The sequence below is a fragment of the Isoptericola halotolerans genome, assembly GCF_003003075.1.
In the GTDB taxonomy this organism is placed as follows: Bacteria; Actinomycetota; Actinomycetes; order Actinomycetales; family Cellulomonadaceae; genus Isoptericola; species Isoptericola halotolerans_A.
In genome coordinates this window covers 284,175-306,412 of the sequence record NZ_PVTX01000003.1, presented here as the reverse complement: position 1 = coordinate 306,412, position 22,238 = coordinate 284,175, and the positions used below count along the sequence as shown (strand labels likewise).

Genomic DNA, 22,238 nt, shown 5'->3' with positions numbered 1-22,238 from the left:
TCACAGGTCTGCAGGAAGGTGTCCCGCACGATGGGCGCGGTGATGCGCTGGTGGGCGGAGATGTGCAGGGCGTAGCGGGAGTGGTCGTCGAGCCAGGTGATGATCTCGGCGTCGGTGCCGGGTCGTCCGTCGGGGCGGGTGAGTCGGTAGTGGGTGAAGTCGGACTGCCAGGTCTCGTTGGGTTGGTCGGCTTGGAAGCGGATGTAGGAGCTGCGGGGGCGCTTCTTGGGTGCGGGGGTCACGGCGCCTTCGCGGGTCAGGATCCGGTGGATGGTGGCCCGGGAGATGGTGATGTCGTGGTGGTGGGTCAGGTGCCAGGCGATGGTGTCGGCGCCGCAGTCGTGGCCTTGTTCGGCGAGGTCCTTGCGCAAGGCCAGGATCTGTTGCACGACGGGCTCGGGTGTCGCGGCCGGGTAGGTGTGTGGTCGCCGTGAGCGTGGCTCGAACGCTGCTTGACCCTCGGTGCGGTAGCGGGCCATGAGTCGTGAGACCCATCCCTGAGAGACGTCGTAGCGGCGGGCGACCTCGCTCTGCGAGGCGCCGGCCAGGACCGCTGTGATCACGAGTCTGCGTTTCGACACGATCGAGCATCGTCCCGACGGGTCATGCCGATGACCCGAGACACGCTATGCCGATGACGTGAGACACCCCATTCCGATGTCCTGAGACCAGACACCACCGCTACCGCCATGTGATGTCTCAGGACATCGGCAAGGCCCGGACCCACGAATGTGGGTTCGGGCCTTTGTCTTGTGTCGGTGCCGCGTGGCTGGTAGTCGCGGGTGAAATCGATGGTGAGCTCGCGCAGGATCTCGCCGGTGGCGGCGTTGATGATGCGCACGTCGTGGTCGTGGGCGAGCTGCGGTCCCGCATGCTCACGCCGACGGTGTGTCCGCTGCGGCAGGTCCTTGCGATTCGTCTGCTGATGCAGCGTCGTGAGGGCTACCGCGCTCTCCGCTTGATCTTCTTGTCAGACCGTTGGATCGCATGAGCGAGAGCACGACCATGACGCCCGTGAGTGCGTGCGTCGCTGGGCTCAACGCTCCCTCGCGGCCCAGAGCAAGGGCCACGGGCTCGGGGCTGGCCCATCCGGGCATGGGTTCAACGTCAGAGCCGAAGGTTGAGGCGAGCGCGCTGAAGGGGAAGGCGGTAGTGGCCATGGCGTAGCTCGAGAGCACGATCAACGTGACAGTTGCTACCCAGACCGGCAGCTGTTGTCGCCGACCACTCGCTGCGGACTGGGAACGCCAAGCGAGGACGAACACCCCTGCCGTGAGAAGCGCTACGCCCGCCGCGGGCAGCAGTGGCGGTGCTGGTGACGTCACCGACACGACGGCGGCCCGCCAGTCGAGTGCTGCACCGGTGACGATGGTCGTGGCGTGGATGTTGAGGTACCCCATAGCGACGACGTATGCCGCCGCGACGACCGCGGCAAGCAGGGTTCTCAGTCCGAGGCTCAGTGCCTCGGATCTCGGCCTTGAGTTCCAGTTCCTCACGCGAAGCCCTGTCCCTTTCGGTCGGACGCTTAATCCGTCGAACGTACTGTTGCGTGCGAACGAGGGTCAACGCGGATGTGGGCCGCCGACCTTGATGCGCCTCGGTCACGAGATTCCCTCCGCTTTGCAGCGTGATCCGGTCGGGTAGAGAAAGACGTCCGGCCAGTCCGCAGAGCCGCTAGGACCGAGAAAGGCCGCCGCGAACGTCGAGCCGGTGTCGGTGCGACCACCGGTGCATCTTCCAGGCGAGACACCAGAGCACTCCAAGCAGGGCAGCGGTGATCGCCGGGGCCAGGAGCCAGGTGCGATCACCTGGCCGGTAGACGACCTGCGGATCTGAGTAGGCGTCGTGGTAGAGCATGGGATGGACCGGGTGGGGTGGCGGATCGCCTTCTACCGTCCCGAGGTCTTCGTCGAGGAGGACGTCTTCGACGACGCGGTCGTCGGCGTCGGACTCCCACGTGCCGGTCCAGTCGCAGAACCGGGCACCGCGAACCACGTTGCAGTTCTGCTCGACCGGGGTGAACGTGCCGACCTCGCCATCGTGCTGAGCCCGCCAGCCGTTCACCATCCCCGAGAATCCGGCCCCTACGGAATGACCGCCACGCTTGCGAGAAGCGTGCACACGAGCACCTCGAGCGAGGTGACGATCACGCGTCGAGGCCTACCGGAACCCATGGCGGAAACGTAGCGCCGATCCTGTCGACCAGGTCAGGCCCCATCCATGGCACCCTGTCGCTGTGGATCAGGTCTACGTGTACGCGGTGGAGGATGGCCGCGCGGAGTGCTGGTTGGCCGAGATTGCCGTCGAAGCCGACAGCCCGGCCAGCGCGTTTCGCATTCTTCGAGACGCAGGTCTGAGGAAGACGCAGTTCCAGCGTTCCACGCGGCCGTCTCGCACGATGACTTCAGCTGAGTTCGGCGACGAGTTGCTCGGGTCCCGGAGGATGGCCCGCAGGCAGCACGAGGACGGTGGCTGGGAGCCGTGGGCCCCCGTTGCGGTGGGCTTCGCTCTCAACTGGCGAGAATCTGGGCAGGTGCAGCTTCACCATCCGATCGGTGGGAGCTACCGTCGAACACGCGAGACCAGTTAGGCCCACCTTCGGGTGCGGTCGCAGCAGGTCAGCTCCGACGCTTCGTCAGGTGCACGGTGACGATGTCGCCCACGTCCTTGCCGAGCCGCTTGCGCAGCTTGGCGTTGAGCGACAGCATCAGCTCGCCGCGTCCGGTCGGCATGAGCCCGACGTTCTCGACCGGGACGTCATCGACGGTGGCGTCGACCCGCACCGACCGTCCCGTCCCCAGCAGTTCGGCGGCACCGGTGAGCTCGACGCAGGGCCAGGTCTCGCCCTTCACGTCGACGCCGATCGGCGCGGTGAACGTGTGGTCGAGTGTGGTGCTCGTGTCTGACATGGGAGTCCTCCGGATTGGTCGACAGGTGTCCACCCCTAGACCGCTGCACCCGACTGATCTCATCGGTCGCCACCCGCTCTCACTCTCGAGCATCGACGCCGCCCATGGCAGGGCGGGTGGCCGACGACTACGCGGACGACTCCGACGTGCCCGCATGCCGCCGTCCGCTCCGTGGTCATCGCGTGGCGGCGACGGTCACGAGGACGAACGCGTTGATGATCAGGGCCAGGCGCACCAGGTGCAGGCGGTCCCATCGGCTTCGTTGGTCGCGCCAGTCGGCCGGAGCGGTCTCGGGAGTCCACGCCTTCGACCGGTTGTTGATCGGGACGAGCAGGGCAACGGACATGACCACGCTGACGAGCAGCAGGGCGACCGCCGCCCAGGCGGGCCCCGCGGTGGCGGGCTCTGACAGTGCCGTGCCGGCGACCAGGAGGACCGAGCCGATGTACCAGAACGGCATGACGCGTCCAAGCATGCGTGCCCCGTCGGAGCGTGCTGCGATCCCGGCGTCCCGGGGCAGCCGGTCGAAGATCGGGTTCATGACGAACGCGACCGACAGCTCCACTCCCACCATCAGTCCGACGACAACCACGGCGATGATCGACAACGACTCCATGATGCGCTCCATCCTCGTCTAGCGCCGCTAGATCTAGCGGCGCTAGCGAATGTAGCAGCGATTGTCTAGCAGTGCTAGAGTCTGGCGCATGACGACTCCCGCCGCAGCACGCCGAGCCCGTCAGCTCGAGGAGCGGCGGTCGCAGATCGTCGGTGCGGCCCGCGCCCTCGCCGAGACGGAGGGGTGGGACGCCGTGACGACCCGCCGTCTCGCCGACGCGATCGAGTACAGCCAGCCGGTGCTCTACGGACACTTCCCGCAGGGCCGGACGGAGATCGTCACCGCCGTCGCGCTGGAAGGTTTCGAGGAGCTGGCGTCCGCGCTCGCGCCGTCGTCGGACGTCCCCGCAGCGAGCGACGTCGAGCGCGTCCGGGCGCTCGTGACCGCCTATCTCGACTTCGCCGAGCGCCACCCGGCGACCTACGACGCGATGTTCCTGCTGCCCGTCCTCGTCCCGTTCGCCTCGGACGAGACGCCGGCGATCGTGCGAGCCGGCTTCGAGGCGATCGCGGACACGTTGCGCCGACTCGACGACCCGCCCGCCGACGTCCCCACGACGGCGGAGGTGTTCTGGGGCGCCGTCCACGGCATCGTCGCCCTCCGCCGCGCGGGACGCTTCCCGGCCGTGCACCAGGAGGAGCGGATCGAGACGCTCGTGCGCCTCGTCGTCCGCTGACCCGGCCCGATGGCCGAGCGCCGATCAGCGGATCGGCTGACTCCTCGCGCCCGCGCCCCGGCGTCGTTCCTTCACCAGCAGGACGACGGCCACGACGACGCCCGCGATCCCGAGGAACGGAGCGGCGAGTCCGGCGTAGGGGAGGCTCGACGAGAACGTCGAGAAGTCCCACAGGCCGTGAAGGAGCATGGCGGGGACCAGCGACCCCGTCGAGCGGAACGCCAGGTAGTACACGGATCCGAGTCCGAACTGGATGACGACCTGGAGGAACGCGAGCGATCCGATGCCGAAGAAGAAGTTGGGCAGGTGCAGCAGCGAGAACAGGGCGGTGGAGAGGAACCAGACGCCCGTCTCGCCGAACCGGCTGCGCAGCGCGACGAAGAGCTGACCACGCGCGACGACCTCCTCGTTGAACCCCACCAGGATGCTGCCGATCACGAGGAGGATCCACATCGTCATCGTCACCCTGGAGAACTCACCGAACACCAGGTTGAGGACCGCGACGACGGCCATGATCACCGGGACGACGGCGCCACTTCTCGGGAGCCGCTTCGTGTCGCGCAGAGACGGCCGCCACCACCCGAGGACCGAGAGGCCGACCAGGATCACCACGAGGCCCCCACCGAGGGGTGCCACGTACCACCGCAGCAGTGTCTCTTCGCTCTCCCCGACACGGGCGTAGTCGATGCCGTTGACGATCCAGATGGCGTAGAAGACCGCCAGGTAGGCCACGAAGAGACCGAGGCCCAGCCAGACCCGAGGTCGGACGCGCAGGGCCGTCGTGCTGGACGTTGTGTACATGACGGCAGGAGAAACCATGTGGTCCGGACACGGTCAAGCGCGCCGGCAGCAGCCGTCAGGCGATGAGCGACTGCCCGCCGTCGACGAACACCTCGGTGCCGGTCACATGGCTCGCCGCGTCCGAGACCAGGTAAGCGATGGCGTCGGCGACCTGCGCGGCCTCGCCGGACTCTTCACCGGTCAGCGGGATCTGACCCTCCGGGTACTCGGCCTCGACGCCGAGGTCGTCGGTGTGGCGCTGCTCGGTGTTGTCGTCGATCTCGGTGTCGATCGCGCCGGGGCACACGGAGTTGACCCGCACGCCGCGCGGACCGAGCTCGACGGCCGCCATGCGCGCGAACGCGACCTGGCCCGCCTTGCTCGTCGCGTAGGCCGAGGCGCCGGAGTTGCTGAACGTGCGCGTCCCGTTGATCGACGAGACGACGACGACCGCGCCGCCCTGCCGCACGAGCAGCGGCACCGCGTACCGCACGGTGTGGAACGTCCCGGTGAGGTTCGTGTCGATCGTGCTCGCCCAGTCCTCGGGCTCGAGCTCCTCGAGCGGGGCCCAGACGCCGTTGACGCCGGCGTTCGCGACGACGACGTCGAGCCGGCCGAACTCCTGCTCGACCCGGTCGAGCACGTCGCGCACCATGGCGGCGTCCTCGACGTTCGCCGCCACCGGGAACGCCGTGCCGCCGTCGCGCCGGATCTCCGCCGCGACGTCGTCCGCGCTCTCCTGCCGGTGCCCGAGCGGCACCACCGTGGCGCCCTCGCGTGCCAGGCGTACCGCCGTGGCGCGTCCGATGCCCGATCCTGCGCCGGTGACCAGCGCGACCTTGCCTTCCAGCGTCATCCTGCACCCCTCCGTGGTCGACCGGATCGACGCTATCCACGGCCGCGGCACCTCGCGCGCCGGGCCGCCCCGATGACTCCGGCACCCGAGCCGGGTCTACCCCTCGACCGAACGTTCGTGCGACGAAGCAGGAGAAGCACCATGGCCAAGCTGATCGCGGGGGCGACCGTGTCGCTGGACGGGTTCGTCGAGGACGCCGACGGCAGCTCCGCGGCGTTGTACGCGGACTTCGACGAGCTGACGGCGAGCGGGTACATGCAGGCGGTGCAGGACGAGACCGGTGCGGTCATCATGGGCCGGCGCACGTTCGACATGGCCGAGGACCCCGACGACTACGCCGACAACTACGAGTTCCAGGTGCCGATGTTCGTCGTCACGCACGAACCGCCGCCGGTCACGCCGCGGAGCAACGGGCGGTTGTCGGTCACGTTCGTCACGGACGGCGTCGAGTCCGCCGCGCAGCAAGCGCTCGAGGCCGCCGGGGACCGCAACGTGACGTTCATCGGCGGCGCCGACGTCTTCGGCCAGCTCCTGGCGGCGGGGCTCGTCGACGAGCTGTCCGTCGACGTCATGCCGGTGCTCCTCGGCGACGGCGTGCGCCTGTTCGCGGGTGGACCGACGGCGACCCTGGAGAAGGTGAGAGTCGAGCAGATCGGCGTCCGCACTGCCCTGCGCTATCGCGTCGTGCGCTGACGGTCAGCCGGTGGGACAGTCGCGGAGCGCGGTGCCGGGGAACGTCGGCACGGCGCGTGCCTCGGCCTCCTCGGGCGTCAGGGCCAGGCCGTTGCGCTCGATGTCCTCGATGAGCCAGTTCATCTCGGCGATCTCCCGGTTCTGCGCCTCGATGATCTCGACCGCGAGCTGGCACACCCGGACGTCGGAGATCTGCGCACGCTCGGACCGCGTGATGGCCAGGGAGTGGTGGGGGATCATCGCGCTCATGAACGCCGTGTCGTCGACCGTCACCTGACTCCGGTCCAGGGCCGCGCCACCGAACAGGAGCACCAGGCTCGCGACGACGATCGCCACGTTCGCCTTGGTGTTCTTGTACATGTTCAGCATCCAGGCGAGCATGATCAGGCCCATGGTGCCGCCCATGGTGATCGCCATGAAGACCCGGCTCTGGCTGAAGCGGACGTGGCTCCACTCCCAGGACCCGACGAACATCACCCAGTACATGACGACCATGGCCGTCAGGATCATCGCGGCGAACCGCAGGTACATGCCCTTCATCTGGTGGGCGCCGGAGCCGCCGTGGTGCTGGTCGTCCGAGCGCTGGGCCTCGGCGTGCTGAGCGCCGCCGTCGTGCTGCTTCTCCGTCGACATGGCCTCGTCCCTTCCGTCGGCACAGGATTCGGGGTATGTCTCGGACGCTACAAGCGGGCCCGGGAGCTCGCACCGGAGCTCACGACGACGTCATGCCGTCGTGCCGGTCAGCCCGTCGTCCGCGGGCGCAGCGCCACGACCCGGCGGACGAGGATGGCCACGGCGACCAGGTTGAGGAGGCTGGCGGTGAGAGTGAAGGCCCACATCCCGTCCAGCAGGTGCGTGACGAGGCCCATGGTCCCGGCCAGCGACAGGCACAGGGTGAGGAGGCCGAGGCCGACCACGCGCCACCGGTGCGGATGGCCGACGAGCAGCACGAGCCCCGCGACGATCAGGAGCGCGGCCGCCGTCGCGCCGGGCCATCCACCCCACATGAAGCTGAGCAGCGACAGGGCCAGGATGGCCACGTCCAGCACGATGGTGAGCCAGAACAGCGGTCCACGACGGAAGGAGCGCGCGAGGAACGCGCCGGTCAACGCCGCCAGGGTCGGAGCGAACAGGATGAACGGGAGGGGCCACGAGCTTCTCTCCAGATCGACCCACGGGTAGACGGCCCAGAGCATCGGTACCACCACGCCGACGCCCAAGCCGACCGCCGCCGCCACGAGGACGCTGCGCTCGGCCCTGCGGGCCTCGTCCGTCAACGGGGCGTCGACGCCCTGCACCCCGTCCTTGACCGCCCGCTCCGTCGTCACCTGCCACACCCTAGGGGTGCATCACCGTCACCACGGCGTCCTTGCACGCACCTCCCGTCGCCGACCGAACCCGCCAACCGGTCATCGCTCGATTTCAGGACCACCCTGGCCGGGCTCCGGTGGTCGTGACGACTCCGGGCGGTCGGGCTCGTGGGGCAGTCGGAGGTACAGCCGCAGCGATACCGCGGCGGGGACCAACGCCAGAGTCAGAGAGATGCCCACGTTGGCGGCCAGGTTCGACCAGTCCGACGGCGTCACTCCCATCATCAGGAGGCCGTAGACCGCCGCGAGGAGCAGAACCACTGCCGCCGAGCCCAGCGCCGGTCGGCGACGCTCTGCGCGCTCGAGCTGAACGAGTCGATGCCTCAGAACGGCGTCCACGATGCCGACGACCGCTCCGGCGAGCGCACCGGGGACGACGGTCACCGCCGCGAGGAACAGCAACGCACCGAGTGCCATCGGCAGCTCGTCGACGTGCTGGACAGCTGCCGCGGGAGCCACCAGCGCTGCACCGAGGATCAGTGCAGAGGAATAGACGGTCGGCGCCACCGCCCCCGCGATGGTCCAGCCCAGCAGCGGCTTCATGGGCGGGCGTCGTCGATGAGCAGGATCCACGCCGTCCAGGTCTACCACCGCTGAGCTTGCCGAGCCTCCCGCGAGTCTGCGCCCGCCGTGCCGCGTGTCAAGGCTTGGGGAGCAGCGCGCCCCGAGGTGCCGCAGCAGGGAAGCCCGGACCCGAGAGGCCGGAGACCTGCGACAGCTCCAGGTCGAGCCGCCCGACGCCGTCGTCCCGCAGGTCGTCGACGACGGCGCGCACCAGGCCGGGCAGGAAGTCGCGGCCGCGGCGCAGCGCCCAGGGCACGCCGGCGAACGCGAGCCAGGCCGCGCGCTCCCACGCCGGCGGCGGGGGCGGCGGAGCGGGCAGCCGCGCCAGCTCGGGCAGCGCGACGTGCAGGGCGCGGCCGGCCGTCACCGCGAGGTGCCGGTGGCCCAGGGGAGAGGGGTGGACACGGTCGACGTACCAGGCGCCGAGCCCGGCGGGCCGGATGGCCTCGGCGACGTCGAACACCACCACGCCCGGCGCGCACCCCGACCCGTCCGCGTGACGTGCCGCCACGGCGCGCACGGCGGCGTTGACCGCGTCGATCCGCGCCCGCATCACGGAGCGCACCCGGCCGCCGCACAGCTCGAACAGCCCGATGGGCGGCAGGGTCGCGAGGACGACGGCGGCGCCCCGGCCGCGCAGCGCCCCGACGCAGGTGGTCAGCCGGCGGGCGACGTCGGCGGGGGAGAAGTCGCTCCGCAGCGCGTCGTTGCCCCCGATGACGAGCGTGGCGAGGTCGGCCCCGGAGGCGAGGGCGAGGTCGAGCTGCTCGGCGATGACGGTCTGCGTCCGCGCGCCGTTGCGGGCCAGGTTCTCGAACCGCGCCGAGTCGGCGAGCAGCGCGAGGTGCGCCGCCCAGCCGGGCCCGTGCGCGGCGTCGGGCCCGACGGCGTCCCCGACGCCCGCGGTGATGGAGTCGCCGAGCGCGACGACGGACGGCCCGCTCATCGCGCACCCGCGGGCGTCGACCCGACGTGGAGCGCCAGCATCGCCTCGCCCGTCGCCGACCAGGGGAACAGCTCGGCCCGCGCGCGCGCCGCCGCCCGCCGTGCGCCGGGGTCCCGGGAGAGCACCTCGCGCACGGCCACGGCCAGCGCCTCGGGCTCGGGATCGGCGCTCGCCCCGGCCGGGCCGATCACCTCGGGCAGCGCGCTGGTCGCCGAGCACACCACGGGCGTCCCGGAGGCCAGTGCCTCGAGGGCGGCCAGCCCGAACGTCTCGATCGGGCCTGGGGCGACGACGACGTCGGCGCTCGCGAGCAGCGCGGCCACCTGGGCGCGGTCGGGCACGAACCCGAGGAACCGGTGCCGGATGCCGAGCTGCTCGGCCCGTGCCCGCAGCTCCGTGAACCGCGGCCCGCTGCCCGCCACGACGAGCCGCACCGGCACGCCGTCGGCCACGAGCCTCCCGACCGCCTCGACGGCCAGGTCCACCCGTTTCTCGCGCGACAGCCGGCTCATCACCAGCACGACCGCCTCGCCCCGGGCGGCGGTGCGCCGCCGCAGGTCCGCGTCGAACCGGTCGGGCGTGAACCGCTCGAGGTCGACACCCAGGGCCACCCGGTGCAGCGGAGGCAGCGCCAGCCCGGGCCGCCGCCCGGCCAGGCGCTCCACCTCCCCGGCGGCGAACGCGGTGGTGGCGACGAGCCGGTCGAACCGGCCGAGGGTCGCGAGGTTCCAGCGGTCGGCGACGACGGGCGCGAGCCGCCGGCCGACGGGTCCGGGCCGCGCGCCGCTGCCCGCGCCGGGCCAGAACGCGGAGAGCACGCCGTCCAGGCGCTCGTGCAGCATCAGCAGCGACGGCACCTCGGCCTCGCGCGCCCACAGGCCGACGCCGGTGAGGGTGGCGCGGTCGGAGACCTCGACCCGGTCCGGCGCCAGGGCGTCCAGCACGGACCGCACGGTGCCGGGCTTCACCACGGCCCGGTAGCCCGGCACACCGGGCACCCGCGGCGCGGCCACCTGCACGACGCGCAGGTCGCCGTCGTGCCGCTCGGCCGCCGTCGGACCCGGGACGACGAGGACCGGCTCGTGACCGCGGGCGAGGTACTCGCGGGCCAGGGCGTGCATCGCGGTGCGGATGCCGCCCGACCGCGGCGCGTAGGCGTTGGCGACGTGGACGATCCGCACGGGCTCACACCTCCGCGGTGACGCTGACCGCGGCCGCGTAGTGCTCCATCAGCTCGTGGCACACCTTCGCCCAGGTGCGCCCGAGCGCTCTCTCGCGGGCGGCGGCCCCGAAGGCGCGGCGCTTGCGGTCGTCGCCGAGCAGGTCGTCCACGTGGGAGCGCAGCGCGGCGTGGTCGCCCGGCGGGTAGAGCCAGCCGGTGTGCGAGTGGGCGACCACGTCGATCGGCCCGCCGGCGGCCGGCGCGACGACGGGGACCCCGGAGGCGTTCGCCTCCTGCAGCGTCTGGCCGAACGTCTCCAGCTCGCCGGGGTGCACGAACACGTCGAGGCTCGCCATGGCCCGTGCCAGCTCCTCGCCGCGCAGCAGGCCGGTGAAGTGCGCGTCGGGCAGCAGCCCCTCGAGCAGCGCCCGCTCGGGCCCCTCGCCGACGATCACGAGGCGGACGTCCTCGCGCCCCGACAGCACGCGCAGCGACTCCACCTGCTTCTCCGCCGCGAGGCGGCCGACGTACCCGACGAGCAACGGCCGCCCCGCTCCCACGGCCCGGCGCCAGGCGGCGTCGCGCGCCTCGGGCCGGAACTGGACGGTGTCGACGCCGCGGCCCCAGCGGTGCAGGCGGGGCACCCCGCGGGCGCGCAGGTGGTCGATGGTCGGGGTGGACGGTGCCAGCGTGACGGTGGCGCGCTCGTGCAGGTTCCGCACCCGCCGCCACAGCAGCGGCTCCAGGTGCCGCATGCCGTACCGCGCGGCGTAGCTGGGCACCTCCGTCTGGTAGACGGCGATGGTCGGCACGCCGAGCGCCTCGGCGGCCTGCATCCCGCGCCAGCCGAGGGTGAACGGCGAGGCCAGGTGGACGACGTCGGGCCCGAACGCCGCGAGCGTGCGCTCGATGCGGGCCCGTTGCCCGACGACGACGCGCACGTCGGGGTAGCCGGGCAGGCCCACGGAGGGGATCTCGACCACGGGTGCGCCGTGCACGAACGGGGGGACGTCTCCCTCGTCGGTGTCGGGGGCGAGGACCAGGGCCTCGTGCCCGCACCGGCGGAGATGGTCGAGGACCCGCAGCACGGAGTTCGTGACCCCGTTGACCTGCGGGAGGAAGGACTCTGCGACGATCGCTACCCTCACGACTCGAACTGTCGTGGCCCCGGATGACCTGCGGGGGTGACGCGGGCGACGTGTCGTCGTCGGGCCGCCGAACGCCCGGCAAACGTTGGCGCGGAACTACGCGTTGCGGACGGCGCCGAGCCGGGCGATCCGCCAGGTCGCGCCGATCATGAGCACCACCAGAGCCGCGTTGCGCAGCGCCTCGACCGTGATCATCCAGGGCTCGCCCGCCAGGAACGGGCCGTACGCGACGGGGTACACGAGGTAGGTGCCGTACGCGACGAGCACGATGCCCAGCGCGGGCGGCCACCAGGCCCGCAGCGCCCGCCCGGCGGGCAGGGTGGCCAGGGCGACGGCCACGGGCGGACCGATCCACGCCACGAACTGCGGCGAGCCGACCTTGTTGAACACGATGAGGGCCACGAGCTGCGCGGCGGCGGAGAGCAGCACGATCTCGTAGGCGCGCTCCGGGTGGCGGCGCGCGGCCCACCACGTCAGACCGGCGAGGACGACCACCACCAGCGGCAGGAGCCAGTCGAGCGCGTCGGCCACGCTGCGGGCCTCGGTGCCCTGGAACTCGTAGGTGAAGATCTCGTCGTTGTAGGCGATCGTCACGGCCGGGTCCCACAGCCGCGCCACCGAGAACCAGGTGCCGGCCACGGACTCGGCCTGCAGCGTGCGTGCGCCCTGCTCGCCGAACACGCTGAGCGCCCGCGTCCCGGCTCCGCCGATGAGCGCGAGGCCGACCACGACGGCGGACACGATCGCCCCGGGGACGACGACGGCGCGCAGCAGGTCGCGCAGGTCACGGCGGGTCGCGGCGAGGGCGACGACGACGGCGCCCGGTGCGATCTTGATCCAGGCGCCGGCCGTGGCGACCGCGGTGGCGACCCGCGGGTGCCGCCGGGCCAGGACCAGGGCGACGAGGATCATCGGGGCGATGACGCCGTCGAGCCGGCCGAGGAAGATCGGGCCGAGCGCGAGCAGGAACAGCAGCCACCACCAGGCGCCGAGGACGCCGCGCGGGGTGGACCGGACGAGCAGGACCGTCGCGACGGCGTTCAGCGCCACGATCATCGCCGTCCACACGATCTCGTAGCCCAGCACGCCGTCGGTGACCAGGGAGGGCGCCACCACGGGGACGAGCGCTCCGGCGGGGTAGACCCAGTCGTAGTCCAGGACGGGCCACTGGCCGGTGTCGAGGCCGTAGCGGGCCCACCACTCGTACAGGGTGACGTCGCCGAAGATCGTGTTCTGCCACGTGATCGCCTCGTGGACCAGGCGCGCGTGCAACACGACGAACGCGAGGGCCAGCAGCCAGGGGGACTGCAGGAGGCTGCCGCCGCGGTCGCGGGGCGGGGCGGGCAGGCGGCGGTCCGCGTCGTCGGGCACGGGGCACATCGTGCCAGACCCGTCCCGGCCGCCGTGCGGATCTCCGTGCGGATCTGATCGTCACTTCGTGTTCTGTCCGGCAGTCCGGAGTGCCGGACAGAACACGGAGTGACGATCGGTCGGGGTTTCGGATGCGGCTCGCAGCGTCTAAGGTTTCGGGTATCCGAAACTTTGCCCCGCTGCCGTCGTCGAAGGAGACCTGTGAGCACTCGGACCGCACCACCCGGACTGCGTCGCCTGCGCGCGCTCGCCCTGCTCGGACCGGCCTTCGTGGCCGCCATCGCCTACGTGGACCCGGGCAACGTCGCCGCGAACCTCACCGCCGGCGCCGAGTTCGGCTACCTGCTGGTGTGGGTGCTCGTCATGGCCAACGCGATGGCGGTCCTGGTGCAGTACCTGTCGGCCAAGCTGGGCGTCGTCACCGGCAGGTCGCTGCCCGAGGTGCTCGCCGACCGCATGCCGCGCCGGGGCCGGATCGCCTACTGGCTGCAGGCGGAGGCGGTCGCCATGGCCACCGACCTGGCCGAGGTGATCGGCGGGGCCATCGCGCTGAACCTGCTGTTCGGCGTGCCGCTCGTGGCCGGCGGCCTCATCACCGGTGCGGTCTCGATGGTGGTCCTCGCGATCCAGCAGCGCCGGGGCCAGCGCATCTTCGAGACGGTGGTGGTGACCATGCTCGGCGTCATCGCCGTCGGCTTCTGCGCCGGCCTCCTCGTCGCTCCTCCTGACGCCGGTGCAGTCCTGGGCGGCCTCGTGCCGCGGTTCGACGGAGCGGACTCGGTGCTCCTGGCCGCGTCGATGCTCGGTGCCACCGTCATGCCGCACGCGATCTACCTGCACAGCTCGCTGGCCCGCGACCGGGTGCGCCACGACGCGGAGCGACGCGCCGCGGTGGCCGGGGTGCCGCCGTCGCGCACCGTCCAGGGCGACCCCACGGCCGTGCGCCGGCTGCTCCGCGCGACCCGCTGGGACGTGGTCGCCGCGCTGCTCATCGCCGGCGGCGTGAACATCGCGATGCTCCTGCTCGCCGCGGCCAACCTGCCGGGCCGCACGGGCACGGACAGCATCGAGGGGGCGTACGCGGCGATCTCGGACTCGTTGGGGCCGGTCGTCGCGGTGCTGTTCGGCGTCGGGCTGCTGACCTCGGGGCTGGCGTCGACGGCCGTCGGCGCCTACGCGGGCTCGGAGATCATGGCCGGGCTGCTGCGCGTGCGGGTGCCGCTGCTGACGCGCCGCCTGGTCACGCTGGTGCCGGCGCTGCTGCTGCTGGCCACGGACGTCTCACCCACCTACCTGCTGGTGCTCAGCCAGGTGGTGCTGAGCTTCGGCATCCCGTTCGCGATGATCCCGCTGGTCCGGGTCACCCGGGACGCGGGGCTGCTGGGCGAGTTCCGCAACGCGCGAGCCACGCAGGCGGTCGCGTGGCTGGTCGCGGCCGTGATCGTGGGGCTCAACGTGACGCTGCTCTGGCTCACGGTCACCGGTTGATACGCCGTATCGCTTGACTGAGACTCCGTCGCGTCGCACTATGGAGGCAGACCGACGCCGTCGTCACCAGCCTCTGCGGCGGCGCGGTCGCCTCCGTGGAAAGTGAGACCCGCATGCCCCGCACCGCACCCGTCCTGCCCGGCGTCACCGCGCCGGAGTACGACGTCTCCCAGCCCCTGGACGTCGACTACGCGGCCGCGTTCGCCGACGTCGCCCCCGCCGAGCGCGCGCACCAGCTCGCCGTGCGGCAGTTCGTCCAGGACGAGGTGCTGCCCGTCATCGACGGCTACTGGGAGCGGGCCGAGGTCCCCTTCGACCTGGTCAAGAAGCTCGCCGAGCACGACTTCCTGCGCGACGGCGTCGACGTGCCCGGCCGCCCGCGCATCAGCTTCATGGCCGAGGGTCTGGCCAGCATGGAGATGTCCCGCGGCGACGGCTCCGTCGCCACGATCTGCGGCGTCCAGGGCGGCCTCGCGCTGCGCTCCATCGTCATGCACGGCTCGCCCGAGCAGGTCGAGCGGTACGCCGAGCCCATGGCGCGCGGGGAGATCCTCGGCGCGTTCGCGCTCACCGAGCCCACCCACGGCTCGGACTCCGTGTCCCTCGAGACGACGGCGCGTCCCACCGTGCGCGACGGTGTCGAGGGCTACGTCATCGACGGCGAGAAGAAGTGGATCGGGTTCGGCTCCTGCGGCGACATCACCGTGGTGTGGGCCCGGCTGGACGACCCGGACGCCGGGGAGCGCCACGGCCAGGTGCACGGCTTCATCGTGCCGCAGGACGCCCCCGGTTACACCGGCACCACCATCGAGGGCAAGATGGCGCTCCGCGCGATCTGGCAGGCCCACATCCAGCTCGACGACGTGTTCGTCCCGGCCGACGCCGCCCTGCCCGGCGCCACCTCGTTCAAGGCGACCGCCGCCGTCCTCTTCGCCACGCGCCTCGCCGTGGCGTGGTCCGCCGTCGGGCACGCGGTCGCCTGCTACGAGGCGGCCGTGCAGTACTCCACGCAGCGGGTCCAGTTCGGCAAGCCGCTCGCCGCCAAGCAGATGGTCCAGGAGCGCCTGACCCGGATGCTCTCGACCGTCACGCAGCTGCAGCTCCTCGTGGGCCGCCTCACCGAGCTCGCCGACGCCGGCCGGCTCACCGGGGAGCAGGCCTCCCTGGCCAAGTACAGCTGCACCCGCGGAGCGCGCGAGGTGGCGTCGGTCGCACGCGACATGCTCGGCGGCAACGGCATCCTGCTCGCCAACCGGGTCGCGCGGCACTTCGCCGACATCGAGGCCCTGCACACCTACGAGGGCACCGAGTCCATGAACGCGCTGATCGTGGGCCGCGACATCACGGGCACGTCCGCGTTCGCCTGACGGGCGACCGCAGCACCTGCTCCGCGGCCGCGGGGCAACCAGCTCCCGGCGTGGGTCGACGCCGGTCGTGTGCATCACCGCCGCCGTCCACCAGCCGGCGTGGCGGTGCACCAGCGGCGAGCGCCGTCCCGGGAAGGTCCGGGGCGGCGCTTCGTCGTCCCGACCTTCTCGGGGCCCGGTGCCCTCGGCCCCCGGGCGTCCGGCCGCCCGGCGACCGGCCCCCAGCGTCCGGCCGCTCAGTCGGTCCGGCGGAACGCGCGCTCGCGGGCGTGCTCGTGCAGCCGGTCGAGCAGCGCGAGCTGGCGGTTCGCCAGCTCGGCCAGCGCGCCGAAGCGGTCCGGGTCCAGGCCCACGTCGTCGGCGTACTCCTGGAGCGTCCGCCAGCCGCCCAGCTTCCCCAGCACCGCCGAGCGCATCAGCTCCACCTCGAGCAGCACGGTCAGGGGAGACCGTTCGAGGACCCGCCCGTTGAGCTTGAGGCGCCCGACCCGCTCCGCGGCCGCGGCGAGCACCTGCCGATACCGGCGGCGGCGGACGCCCAGGGTCGCGAGAAGCGTGCGGTAGAGCCGTCGTTCGCTGCGGATCTGCTCGGTCAGCTCGGCCAGGTCGGCGTGGAACGGCGTGTCGCGGTAGCTGTCGGCCATCCGCTCGATGCGGTCCAGCCCGGCGGTGGAACCGGTCAGGTGCTCCGACAGGTAGAGGCCGAACAGGTGGCGGTCGATCTCCGGGGGGACGGAGGCGTCCTGCTCGTCCGGGGGCAGCACGGGCGGGCCGACGGCGGCGCGCGGGCTCGGGCGCATCGGTGCGGAACCGAGCCCGTGGCCCTCGGCCATGCCGCGCAGCACCTCGTCCACCGCCTGCGCGGCGGTGCGGCGGGGCTCCCAGCCCAGCTCCGTCGCCGCGCGAGTGGTGTCCATGACGGGGACGCCGAGCGCCATGTCGATCCAGCCGGGGTCCGCCGGGACCGCGTGCGCCGCGTAGGCGAGCGACACCGCGGTGCGCACCGCCTGCGGCGGCAGCTCCACGAAGCGCCCGTGGTCCGCGATCGCGGCCAGGTCCGGGGCGCGCAGCACGTCGTGGGCGGCGACGTTGAACGCTCCGGTGGCACGCTCCCGCAGGACGCGGAGATAGGCGTCGGCCGCGTCGTCGGCGTGCACCGCCTGGACGCGGAACCCCGCGGGCAGCGGGAGCACCGGCAGCCGGTGGTCGCGCAGCAGGCTCACGGGCAGGAGACCGCCGACGAAGTAGCGCGTGATCTCGTGCCCGGCGTCGCCCTGGAACACCAGCGCGGTGCGCAGCCGCGCGACGGCCACCTGCGGGTGATCGTGCTCGAGCTCGTCGAGCACCCGCTCCTGCGCCGCCTTGTCCACGCTGTAGTGGGACGTCGGGATGCCCGTCGCCGGCCAGCCCTCGCGGCGGGGTGCGTCGTCGTCGACGGCGGCGTAGGCGCCCACGGACGAGGCCGCGACGAGGTGCGGCACGCCGGCGCGGACCACCGCCTCGGCCACCCGCCGGGTGCCCTCCACGTTGGTGCGGCGCAGCAGGTCACGGTCGCGGTTGGGCTGGATGAGCCAGGCCAGGTGCACGACGGCGTCCGCCCCGCGGAACAGCGTGGCGAGCCGGTCGACCACGCTCTCCTCGTCGGGGACCGACAGGTCCACGGCCGCCCACTCGGCGTCCCGGTAGGGGGCCACGGTCCGGTCGGGCAGACGGCGTGCGACCCCCAGCACGGAGTCCACCTCCGGGGCTGCCTGCAGGGCCCGCAGCACGGCGGTCCCGACGTTGCCGGACTGGCCTACGACGACGATGCGCATGCCCTACCGTGGCACCGCCCGCGCCTGGCCGCACGGCGCCCGCAGCACCGCGCGGCTCAGTACCCGCGGGGCCTGGTCCCGCGCAGCCGGTGCCACCAGCGGTCCCACCAGCGGTCCCACGGCGGCGCCGCGGCCCAGTTGGACCGCAGCGTGTTCCACGCCCGCAGGAGGCGACGTCGTCGTCCCGCGCGCAGCGAACGGGCGGAGACCCCGACGTGCAGGCGGCGGTCGTGCACCACCCGCCGACGCGGCCCCAGGGCGAAGGCGAGGTCCATGTCGTCGTGCACCTCGGGGTCGTGGCGCTCCACGACGTCGCGCACGGCCCACCACGTGGTGCGGCGGACCGCCATGCTCGAACCCCAGAGCGCCGTGTGCCCGAGCGCCATCCGGCTGCAGGCGTAGTAGAGGCCGAGGTACAGCCGGCAGGCGAGGCGGCCGCCGTGCCGCAGGTCGGTGAAGGTGCCGGTGCCCGTCACCGCGTCGAGCGTCGGGTCGCCCATCGCGTCGGCGACCGAGCGGACCCAGTGCGGACCGGGCCGGGAGTCCGCGTCCAGCCGGGCGATCACGTCGCCCCGCGCGGCGTCGTACCCGGCAGCCGCGGCGGCCGGGATGCCGCGGCGCGGCTCGGGCACGACGACGGCGCCCCACCGGCGGGCGACCTGCGCCGTCGTGTCGCGCGAGGCGTTGTCGACGACCACGACCTCCAGCGGGGACACCGACTGGCCGGCCAGCAGGGCCAGGCACCGGTCGAGCTCGTCCGCGTCGTCCCGGGCGGGGATCACGACCGACACGGTCGGCCTCGCGCCACCGCTCATGCGACGCCCCGCACGCCGCGTGCGACGAGCGCTGCCGCGACGGCGCTGCCGACGAGTCCCGCGGCGAGGTCGCCCAACGTGTCGGGGTACGTGACGAAGATCGTGTCGTCGACGAACGTGTACCCGGCCCACTCCAGGAGCTCCCAGACGACCGCCACCACCGAGCCGAGGCCCACGATCTGCAGGGCGGCGGAGGCGCGCGCCCGCCGGGCCGGCGCGATGAGGCCAGCGCGCGCGAAGGCCTGGTGGGCGACGGCGGCGATCGCGCCCGTCGTCGCGGCGTGCACCACCAGGTCGAGCCAGTCCACGCGCTGGTAGACCTCCAGCTGGGCGCACCAGGCCGCGGCGAGCAACGCGGCGCAGTAGCTGATGTCCAGGGCCGCGGGGGTGCCGATGGCCCGGGGGAGCATGGTGCCGCCGAGCACGAAGAGGAACAGGGCGGTCGCCGTCCCGCCGAACAGGATGCCGGCCAGCACCACGCTGACCAGCGCGGCGACCCGGAGCAGGTCGCCCAGGGCGATGCCCCACCAGGGGCGGCCCGGTTCGGCGCGCCAGGCGGTACGCCAGGTCGCGGCGGGGCTGGAGGTGGAGGGCGCCGACGTCACGGCCTCACGGCAGGGGGGACCGCCGCTGCCCACCCGTCGGGCGGAGCGCCGAGAAAATTTCGAGCGCCGCGCCGTGCCGGTTCTTGAAACCCGGGCGCCGCCTGTTGTCGAAACTCCGCGGGGCCTTGACCGGCATGCCGGTCGCTGGCCTAGTGTGCTCCCTGCCCGGTTCGAAAACGGTTTCAGCGACGCGACCGACCGGCGACGACCCCAGACGACGGCGTGGAGGGTGCAGGCGATGAGGCGACGGTGCGGACAGGTCCTGGCGGGAGCGGCGGCGGTGAGCCTGCTGCTCGCCGCCTGCGCCGACAGCCCGGAGCCGGTGACGGCGCAGGCCGAGGTACCGGTCGACGGCACCACGGCCTGGGCGCTCTCCGGCGGCAGCGACGTGGTGCTCGCCCGCACCTTCGAGCAGTGGGACCGGGAGCACCCCGGTGACGAGATCGCCGTGACGTGGATGGAGAACGACGCCTACAAGGCCGGGATCCAGGAGGCCCTGGACGCCGGGGAGCCACCGACCCTCATCTTCGGCTGGGCGGGCGGCGACCTCGACCGGATGGTCGCCGAGGGATCCGTCGTCGACCTCACCGACGCCGTCGGCCCCGTGCAGGACAAGGTGCTGCCCGCCGTCGCGGCCAACGGCGAGGTGGACGGGCGCACGTACGCCGTGCCCAACAACCAGACCCAGCCCGTGGTCCTCTACTACAACGCCGAGGTGCTGGACAGCGCCGGGCTGGAGCCGCCCGAGACGTTCGACGACCTGCTCGCCGCCGTCCCCGTCCTGCGTGACGCCGGGGTGCTGCCCATCGCGCTCGCCGGCGGCAGCCGGTGGCCGGAGCTGATGTACATCCAGTACCTCACCGACCGCATCGGCGGCCCCGAGGTGTTCCAGCGCGTGGTCGACGGCGAGCCCGGCGCCTGGTCCGACCCGGCCATCCTCGACGCGCTCGGCAAGATCCGCGAGCTCGTCGACGCCGGGGCGTTCGGGGACTACTTCACCGAGACCCTCGCCGACCAGTCCGGTGACGTGTCGCTCGTGGCGACGGGGAACGCCGCCTTCGTGCTCCAGGGCGCCTGGGTCTACCCGGACTTCCTCACGGAGGCGCCGACGCTGATCGCCGACGACGGGCTCGGCTTCGCGCCGTTCCCCACCGTCGAGGGTGGCACCGGCGACCCCGGCAACGTGGTGGGCAACCCGGCCAACTTCTGGTCCGTCTCCGCCGCCGCCAGCCCGGAGGAGCAGCAGGCCGCGATCGACTTCCTCAACGAGCAGGTGTACTCCGACCTCGCCGTCGAGCGGTTCCTCGTGGTGCGGACCGTGCCGCCCGTGCGCGGCCTCGGCAAGCAGCTCGCCGGTCGGGACAACGCCGACTACCTCGAGTACGTCTACGACATGGTCGCCTCGGCACCGCACTTCCAGCTCTCCTGGGACCAGGCGATCCCCGCGGACCAGGCCGGGCCGCTGCTGGACAACCTGCACCGGGTGTTCACCGGGACGCTCACCGCCCGCGGGTTCGCCGACGCGATGAACGCCACCCTCTGACGCGGCGGCCGGGCGGCGGACGGGGCGGTCAGGTGGCCGCGCCGGCCGTCGCCTGCTCGCGACGGTTGACCCGCCACCACACGAAGAACCCGACCAGGGTGAACGCCCCGTAGAAGATGTACATGAACGACGTCGCGTAGTACCCGGCGCTCCACAGCAGCGGCACGCCCACGACGTCGACCGCCACCCAGATCAACCAGAACTCGACCCAGCCGCGCGCCATGCCGTACGTCGCCAGCAGGGAGCCCATGAAGATCCAGGCGTCCGCCCACACCGGCTCGTAGGACCCGAGCGCCCGGAACAGCGGCGTGAGCAGCAGCGTGCCGCCGACCAGTGCGACGACCAGCAGGAGGCGCTCCCACCATCGCGCCCACTGCGGGTGCACGCCCGCCCCGCCCGACGACGGCACCTTGCCGTCCGCGCGGACCTCCAGGTCCTGGCGGCGGGTCTCGCGCCAGCGGACCCACCCGTACACCGACACGGCGATGAACATGACCTGCCGGCCCGCCTGGCCCAGCATGTCCACGCGGCCCGCGTCGCCGAACAGCGACCCGAGGAACACGGTGAACAGCAGCACGTTGCCGACGATGCCCACCGGCCACGCCCACACCTTGCGGCGCATGCCGCCCAGCGCCGAGGCCAGGCCGAACGCGTTGCCGATCACCTCGCGCCACAGGATCTGCTCGCCGCCGACGGTGAAGGTGGCGGAGAACAGCCAGTCGATCATCTCGCTCCTCAGGCCAGGACGTCGCGCACGGCCCGCGCGATGTCGTCGGCGTCGGCGTCCTGGTCCAGGACGGCCACCACGACGCGACGGTTGGTGGGGACGGCCGGCTCGGGCGTGCCCGTGGCCGACGACCCGGCCGGGGCGGCGCCGTCGGCCCCCGGTGCCCAGGCCGCGCGCCGCAGCTCGGCGAACGCCTCCTCCAGGTCCGGGCGCAGGTCGAGGTACGGGTTGCGCAGCCAGCGGCGCAGCACCGCGTTGTGCACGGCCACGACCGAGGCCGCGAACGCGATCGACATGGTGGTGCTGGACCGGTCCGGCGGCAGGGTGTCGCGCAGGTATGCGGTGAACGCGCGCTCGTACCGGTGCGTCGTCACGAGCTCGCGGTCCCGCAGCGCGGGCACCTGCTGCAGGAGCCGGTGGCGGGCGAGCGAGGTCTCGCGCTGGCCCACGTGGTGGTCGAACACGAGGCGGGCGGCGCGGCACACCTCCAGGTAGGGGTCGACGGCGGGGTTCCACGGGGACTCGCGGCCACCGGGTTCGTCGGTCTCGCGCGCCTCCGGCCGGGTGGCGGCGAGCATGACCACCACCTCCTCCAGGAGGAGCTCGTGGTCGGCGAAGATCACGTCCTCCTTGGACCGGAAGCGGCGGAAGAACGTGGCGCGGCTGACCTGCGCGGCGTCGGCGATCTCCTCGACCGTCGTCTGCTCGAAGCCCTGGCGGGAGAACAGGTCGATGGCGGCGTCGACGGCCTGGGCGTGGGTGTGCGTCCGAACGGCAGTCATGTGCAG

23 protein-coding genes and 1 pseudogene are annotated in these 22,238 nt (G+C 72.5%); 5 read left to right on the top strand and 19 right to left on the bottom strand.

What is annotated here, in order from left to right; all coding sequences use genetic code 11:
• The 5 genes and pseudogenes from BCL65_RS06920 to BCL65_RS06895 all read right to left on the bottom strand — a co-directional run.
• Positions 1–581, bottom strand: a 581-nt coding sequence (locus BCL65_RS06920) for a helix-turn-helix domain-containing protein (RefSeq protein ID WP_445614932.1), incomplete at its 3' end; no start/stop codon positions are given.
• 179 nt (positions 582–760) lie between these two features.
• Positions 761–880, bottom strand: a pseudogene (locus BCL65_RS18515) (IS481 family transposase); the annotation flags it as partial.
• Positions 881–1,674: 794 nt separating this feature from the next.
• Positions 1,675–2,121, bottom strand: a complete 447-nt coding sequence (locus tag BCL65_RS06910) for a hypothetical protein (RefSeq protein ID WP_125206503.1) — start codon at positions 2,119–2,121, stop codon at positions 1,675–1,677.
• A 497-nt stretch (positions 2,122–2,618) separates the two neighbouring features.
• On the bottom strand, positions 2,619–2,909 hold the full coding sequence (locus BCL65_RS06900) for a DUF1905 domain-containing protein (protein WP_106266423.1): 291 nt from the start codon (positions 2,907–2,909) through the stop codon (positions 2,619–2,621).
• A 175-nt stretch (positions 2,910–3,084) separates the two neighbouring features.
• The gene (locus BCL65_RS06895) at positions 3,085–3,525 is read right to left on the bottom strand and encodes a DUF1772 domain-containing protein (protein ID WP_219885647.1); all 441 of its coding nucleotides are present in this window, start codon (positions 3,523–3,525) and stop codon (positions 3,085–3,087) included.
• An 88-nt stretch (positions 3,526–3,613) separates the two neighbouring features.
• On the opposite strand from BCL65_RS06895, the gene BCL65_RS06890 reads away from it, so the two are divergent.
• Positions 3,614–4,201, top strand: coding sequence for a TetR/AcrR family transcriptional regulator (locus BCL65_RS06890; protein ID WP_106266421.1), 588 nt, complete (start codon positions 3,614–3,616; stop codon positions 4,199–4,201).
• A 24-nt stretch (positions 4,202–4,225) separates the two neighbouring features.
• Here the strand turns inward: BCL65_RS06890 and BCL65_RS06885 are convergent, their stop codons facing one another.
• Together BCL65_RS06885 and BCL65_RS06880 are read right to left on the bottom strand one after the other, a co-directional pair.
• Positions 4,226–5,002, bottom strand: a complete 777-nt coding sequence (locus BCL65_RS06885; protein WP_165799958.1) for a CPBP family intramembrane glutamic endopeptidase — start codon at positions 5,000–5,002, stop codon at positions 4,226–4,228.
• A 55-nt stretch (positions 5,003–5,057) separates the two neighbouring features.
• Complete coding sequence (locus BCL65_RS06880; RefSeq protein ID WP_106266417.1) at positions 5,058–5,837, bottom strand: SDR family oxidoreductase; 780 nt, start codon at positions 5,835–5,837, stop codon at positions 5,058–5,060.
• A 141-nt stretch (positions 5,838–5,978) separates the two neighbouring features.
• Here BCL65_RS06880 and BCL65_RS06875 point away from each other — a divergent pair, with 141 nt between their 5' ends.
• Positions 5,979–6,530 carry a dihydrofolate reductase family protein gene (locus BCL65_RS06875; RefSeq protein WP_106266415.1) on the top strand — a complete coding sequence of 184 codons (552 nt, stop codon included), beginning with the start codon at positions 5,979–5,981 and terminating at the stop codon, positions 6,528–6,530.
• A gap of 3 nt (positions 6,531–6,533) precedes the next feature.
• On the opposite strand, the gene BCL65_RS06870 is transcribed toward BCL65_RS06875, so the two are convergent.
• From BCL65_RS06870 to BCL65_RS06840, 7 genes are all read right to left on the bottom strand, one after another.
• On the bottom strand, positions 6,534–7,163 hold the full coding sequence (locus BCL65_RS06870) for a DUF305 domain-containing protein (RefSeq protein ID WP_243400848.1): 630 nt from the start codon (positions 7,161–7,163) through the stop codon (positions 6,534–6,536).
• 107 nt (positions 7,164–7,270) lie between these two features.
• A complete protein-coding gene (locus tag BCL65_RS06865) occupies positions 7,271–7,858 on the bottom strand; it encodes a hypothetical protein (RefSeq protein ID WP_125206502.1) in 588 nt (195 codons plus the stop codon).
• A gap of 81 nt (positions 7,859–7,939) precedes the next feature.
• Positions 7,940–8,443 carry a hypothetical protein gene (locus tag BCL65_RS06860; RefSeq protein ID WP_106266411.1) on the bottom strand — a complete coding sequence of 168 codons (504 nt, stop codon included), beginning with the start codon at positions 8,441–8,443 and terminating at the stop codon, positions 7,940–7,942.
• Positions 8,444–8,540: 97 nt separating this feature from the next.
• The gene (locus tag BCL65_RS06855) at positions 8,541–9,410 is read right to left on the bottom strand and encodes an SGNH/GDSL hydrolase family protein (RefSeq protein ID WP_106266409.1); all 870 of its coding nucleotides are present in this window, start codon (positions 9,408–9,410) and stop codon (positions 8,541–8,543) included.
• Positions 9,407–10,591, bottom strand: coding sequence for a glycosyltransferase (locus BCL65_RS06850; protein WP_106266407.1), 1,185 nt, complete (start codon positions 10,589–10,591; stop codon positions 9,407–9,409). The genes BCL65_RS06855 and BCL65_RS06850 overlap by 4 nt, the downstream gene beginning before the upstream one ends.
• Positions 10,592–10,595: 4 nt before the next feature.
• Positions 10,596–11,720: a glycosyltransferase family 4 protein gene (locus BCL65_RS06845; RefSeq protein WP_106266405.1), complete on the bottom strand. Its 1,125-nt coding sequence runs from the start codon at positions 11,718–11,720 to the stop codon at positions 10,596–10,598.
• A gap of 96 nt (positions 11,721–11,816) precedes the next feature.
• Positions 11,817–13,100: a glycosyltransferase 87 family protein gene (locus BCL65_RS06840; protein WP_106266403.1), complete on the bottom strand. Its 1,284-nt coding sequence runs from the start codon at positions 13,098–13,100 to the stop codon at positions 11,817–11,819.
• 192 nt (positions 13,101–13,292) lie between these two features.
• Between BCL65_RS06840 and BCL65_RS06835 the strand changes: the two genes are divergently transcribed.
• Positions 13,293–14,579, top strand: a complete 1,287-nt coding sequence (locus BCL65_RS06835; protein WP_106266401.1) for an Nramp family divalent metal transporter — start codon at positions 13,293–13,295, stop codon at positions 14,577–14,579.
• A 113-nt stretch (positions 14,580–14,692) separates the two neighbouring features.
• Positions 14,693–15,946 carry an acyl-CoA dehydrogenase family protein gene (locus BCL65_RS06830; RefSeq protein ID WP_106266399.1) on the top strand — a complete coding sequence of 418 codons (1,254 nt, stop codon included), beginning with the start codon at positions 14,693–14,695 and terminating at the stop codon, positions 15,944–15,946.
• A gap of 236 nt (positions 15,947–16,182) precedes the next feature.
• Here BCL65_RS06830 and BCL65_RS06825 read toward each other — a convergent pair whose 3' ends face one another.
• The 3 genes from BCL65_RS06825 to BCL65_RS06815 are packed head-to-tail and all read right to left on the bottom strand — an operon-like array spanning position 16,183 to position 19,180.
• Positions 16,183–17,760 (bottom strand): NAD-dependent epimerase/dehydratase family protein, encoded by a 1,578-nt coding sequence (locus BCL65_RS06825; RefSeq protein WP_106266397.1) that lies wholly within the window; start codon positions 17,758–17,760, stop codon positions 16,183–16,185.
• A 56-nt stretch (positions 17,761–17,816) separates the two neighbouring features.
• Positions 17,817–18,575: a glycosyltransferase gene (locus tag BCL65_RS06820; protein WP_106266395.1), complete on the bottom strand. Its 759-nt coding sequence runs from the start codon at positions 18,573–18,575 to the stop codon at positions 17,817–17,819.
• Complete coding sequence (locus tag BCL65_RS06815; protein ID WP_243400845.1) at positions 18,572–19,180, bottom strand: hypothetical protein; 609 nt, start codon at positions 19,178–19,180, stop codon at positions 18,572–18,574. Before BCL65_RS06815 ends, BCL65_RS06820 begins: the two co-directional genes overlap by 4 nt.
• A 238-nt stretch (positions 19,181–19,418) precedes the next feature.
• Between BCL65_RS06815 and BCL65_RS06810 the strand changes: the two genes are divergently transcribed.
• Positions 19,419–20,723 carry an extracellular solute-binding protein gene (locus BCL65_RS06810; protein ID WP_106266500.1) on the top strand — a complete coding sequence of 435 codons (1,305 nt, stop codon included), beginning with the start codon at positions 19,419–19,421 and terminating at the stop codon, positions 20,721–20,723.
• 28 nt (positions 20,724–20,751) lie between these two features.
• On the opposite strand, the gene pnuC is transcribed toward BCL65_RS06810, so the two are convergent.
• Both pnuC and BCL65_RS06800 read right to left on the bottom strand, forming a co-directional pair.
• The gene (pnuC, locus tag BCL65_RS06805; RefSeq protein ID WP_106266393.1) at positions 20,752–21,450 is read right to left on the bottom strand and encodes a nicotinamide riboside transporter PnuC; all 699 of its coding nucleotides are present in this window, start codon (positions 21,448–21,450) and stop codon (positions 20,752–20,754) included.
• Positions 21,451–21,458: 8 nt separating this feature from the next.
• A complete protein-coding gene (locus BCL65_RS06800; RefSeq protein ID WP_106266391.1) occupies positions 21,459–22,232 on the bottom strand; it encodes a TetR/AcrR family transcriptional regulator in 774 nt (257 codons plus the stop codon).
• Between the last annotated feature and the right edge of the window lie 6 nt (positions 22,233–22,238).

Coding starts and splice junctions, on each gene's coding strand:
- BCL65_RS06900 (WP_106266423.1), bottom strand. CDS start 2,909: ATGTCAGACACGAGCACCACACTCGACCACACGTTCACCGCGCCGATC.
- BCL65_RS06895 (WP_219885647.1), bottom strand. CDS start 3,525: ATGGAGTCGTTGTCGATCATCGCCGTGGTTGTCGTCGGACTGATGGTG.
- BCL65_RS06890 (WP_106266421.1), top strand. CDS start 3,614: ATGACGACTCCCGCCGCAGCACGCCGAGCCCGTCAGCTCGAGGAGCGG.
- BCL65_RS06885 (WP_165799958.1), bottom strand. CDS start 5,002: ATGTACACAACGTCCAGCACGACGGCCCTGCGCGTCCGACCTCGGGTC.
- BCL65_RS06880 (WP_106266417.1), bottom strand. CDS start 5,837: ATGACGCTGGAAGGCAAGGTCGCGCTGGTCACCGGCGCAGGATCGGGC.
- BCL65_RS06875 (WP_106266415.1), top strand. CDS start 5,979: ATGGCCAAGCTGATCGCGGGGGCGACCGTGTCGCTGGACGGGTTCGTC.
- BCL65_RS06870 (WP_243400848.1), bottom strand. CDS start 7,163: ATGTCGACGGAGAAGCAGCACGACGGCGGCGCTCAGCACGCCGAGGCC.
- BCL65_RS06860 (WP_106266411.1), bottom strand. CDS start 8,443: ATGAAGCCGCTGCTGGGCTGGACCATCGCGGGGGCGGTGGCGCCGACC.
- BCL65_RS06855 (WP_106266409.1), bottom strand. CDS start 9,410: ATGAGCGGGCCGTCCGTCGTCGCGCTCGGCGACTCCATCACCGCGGGC.
- BCL65_RS06840 (WP_106266403.1), bottom strand. CDS start 13,100: ATGTGCCCCGTGCCCGACGACGCGGACCGCCGCCTGCCCGCCCCGCCC.
- BCL65_RS06830 (WP_106266399.1), top strand. CDS start 14,693: ATGCCCCGCACCGCACCCGTCCTGCCCGGCGTCACCGCGCCGGAGTAC.
- BCL65_RS06825 (WP_106266397.1), bottom strand. CDS start 17,760: ATGCGCATCGTCGTCGTAGGCCAGTCCGGCAACGTCGGGACCGCCGTG.
- BCL65_RS06820 (WP_106266395.1), bottom strand. CDS start 18,575: ATGAGCGGTGGCGCGAGGCCGACCGTGTCGGTCGTGATCCCCGCCCGG.
- BCL65_RS06810 (WP_106266500.1), top strand. CDS start 19,419: ATGAGGCGACGGTGCGGACAGGTCCTGGCGGGAGCGGCGGCGGTGAGC.
- pnuC (WP_106266393.1), bottom strand. CDS start 21,450: ATGATCGACTGGCTGTTCTCCGCCACCTTCACCGTCGGCGGCGAGCAG.
- BCL65_RS06800 (WP_106266391.1), bottom strand. CDS start 22,232: ATGACTGCCGTTCGGACGCACACCCACGCCCAGGCCGTCGACGCCGCC.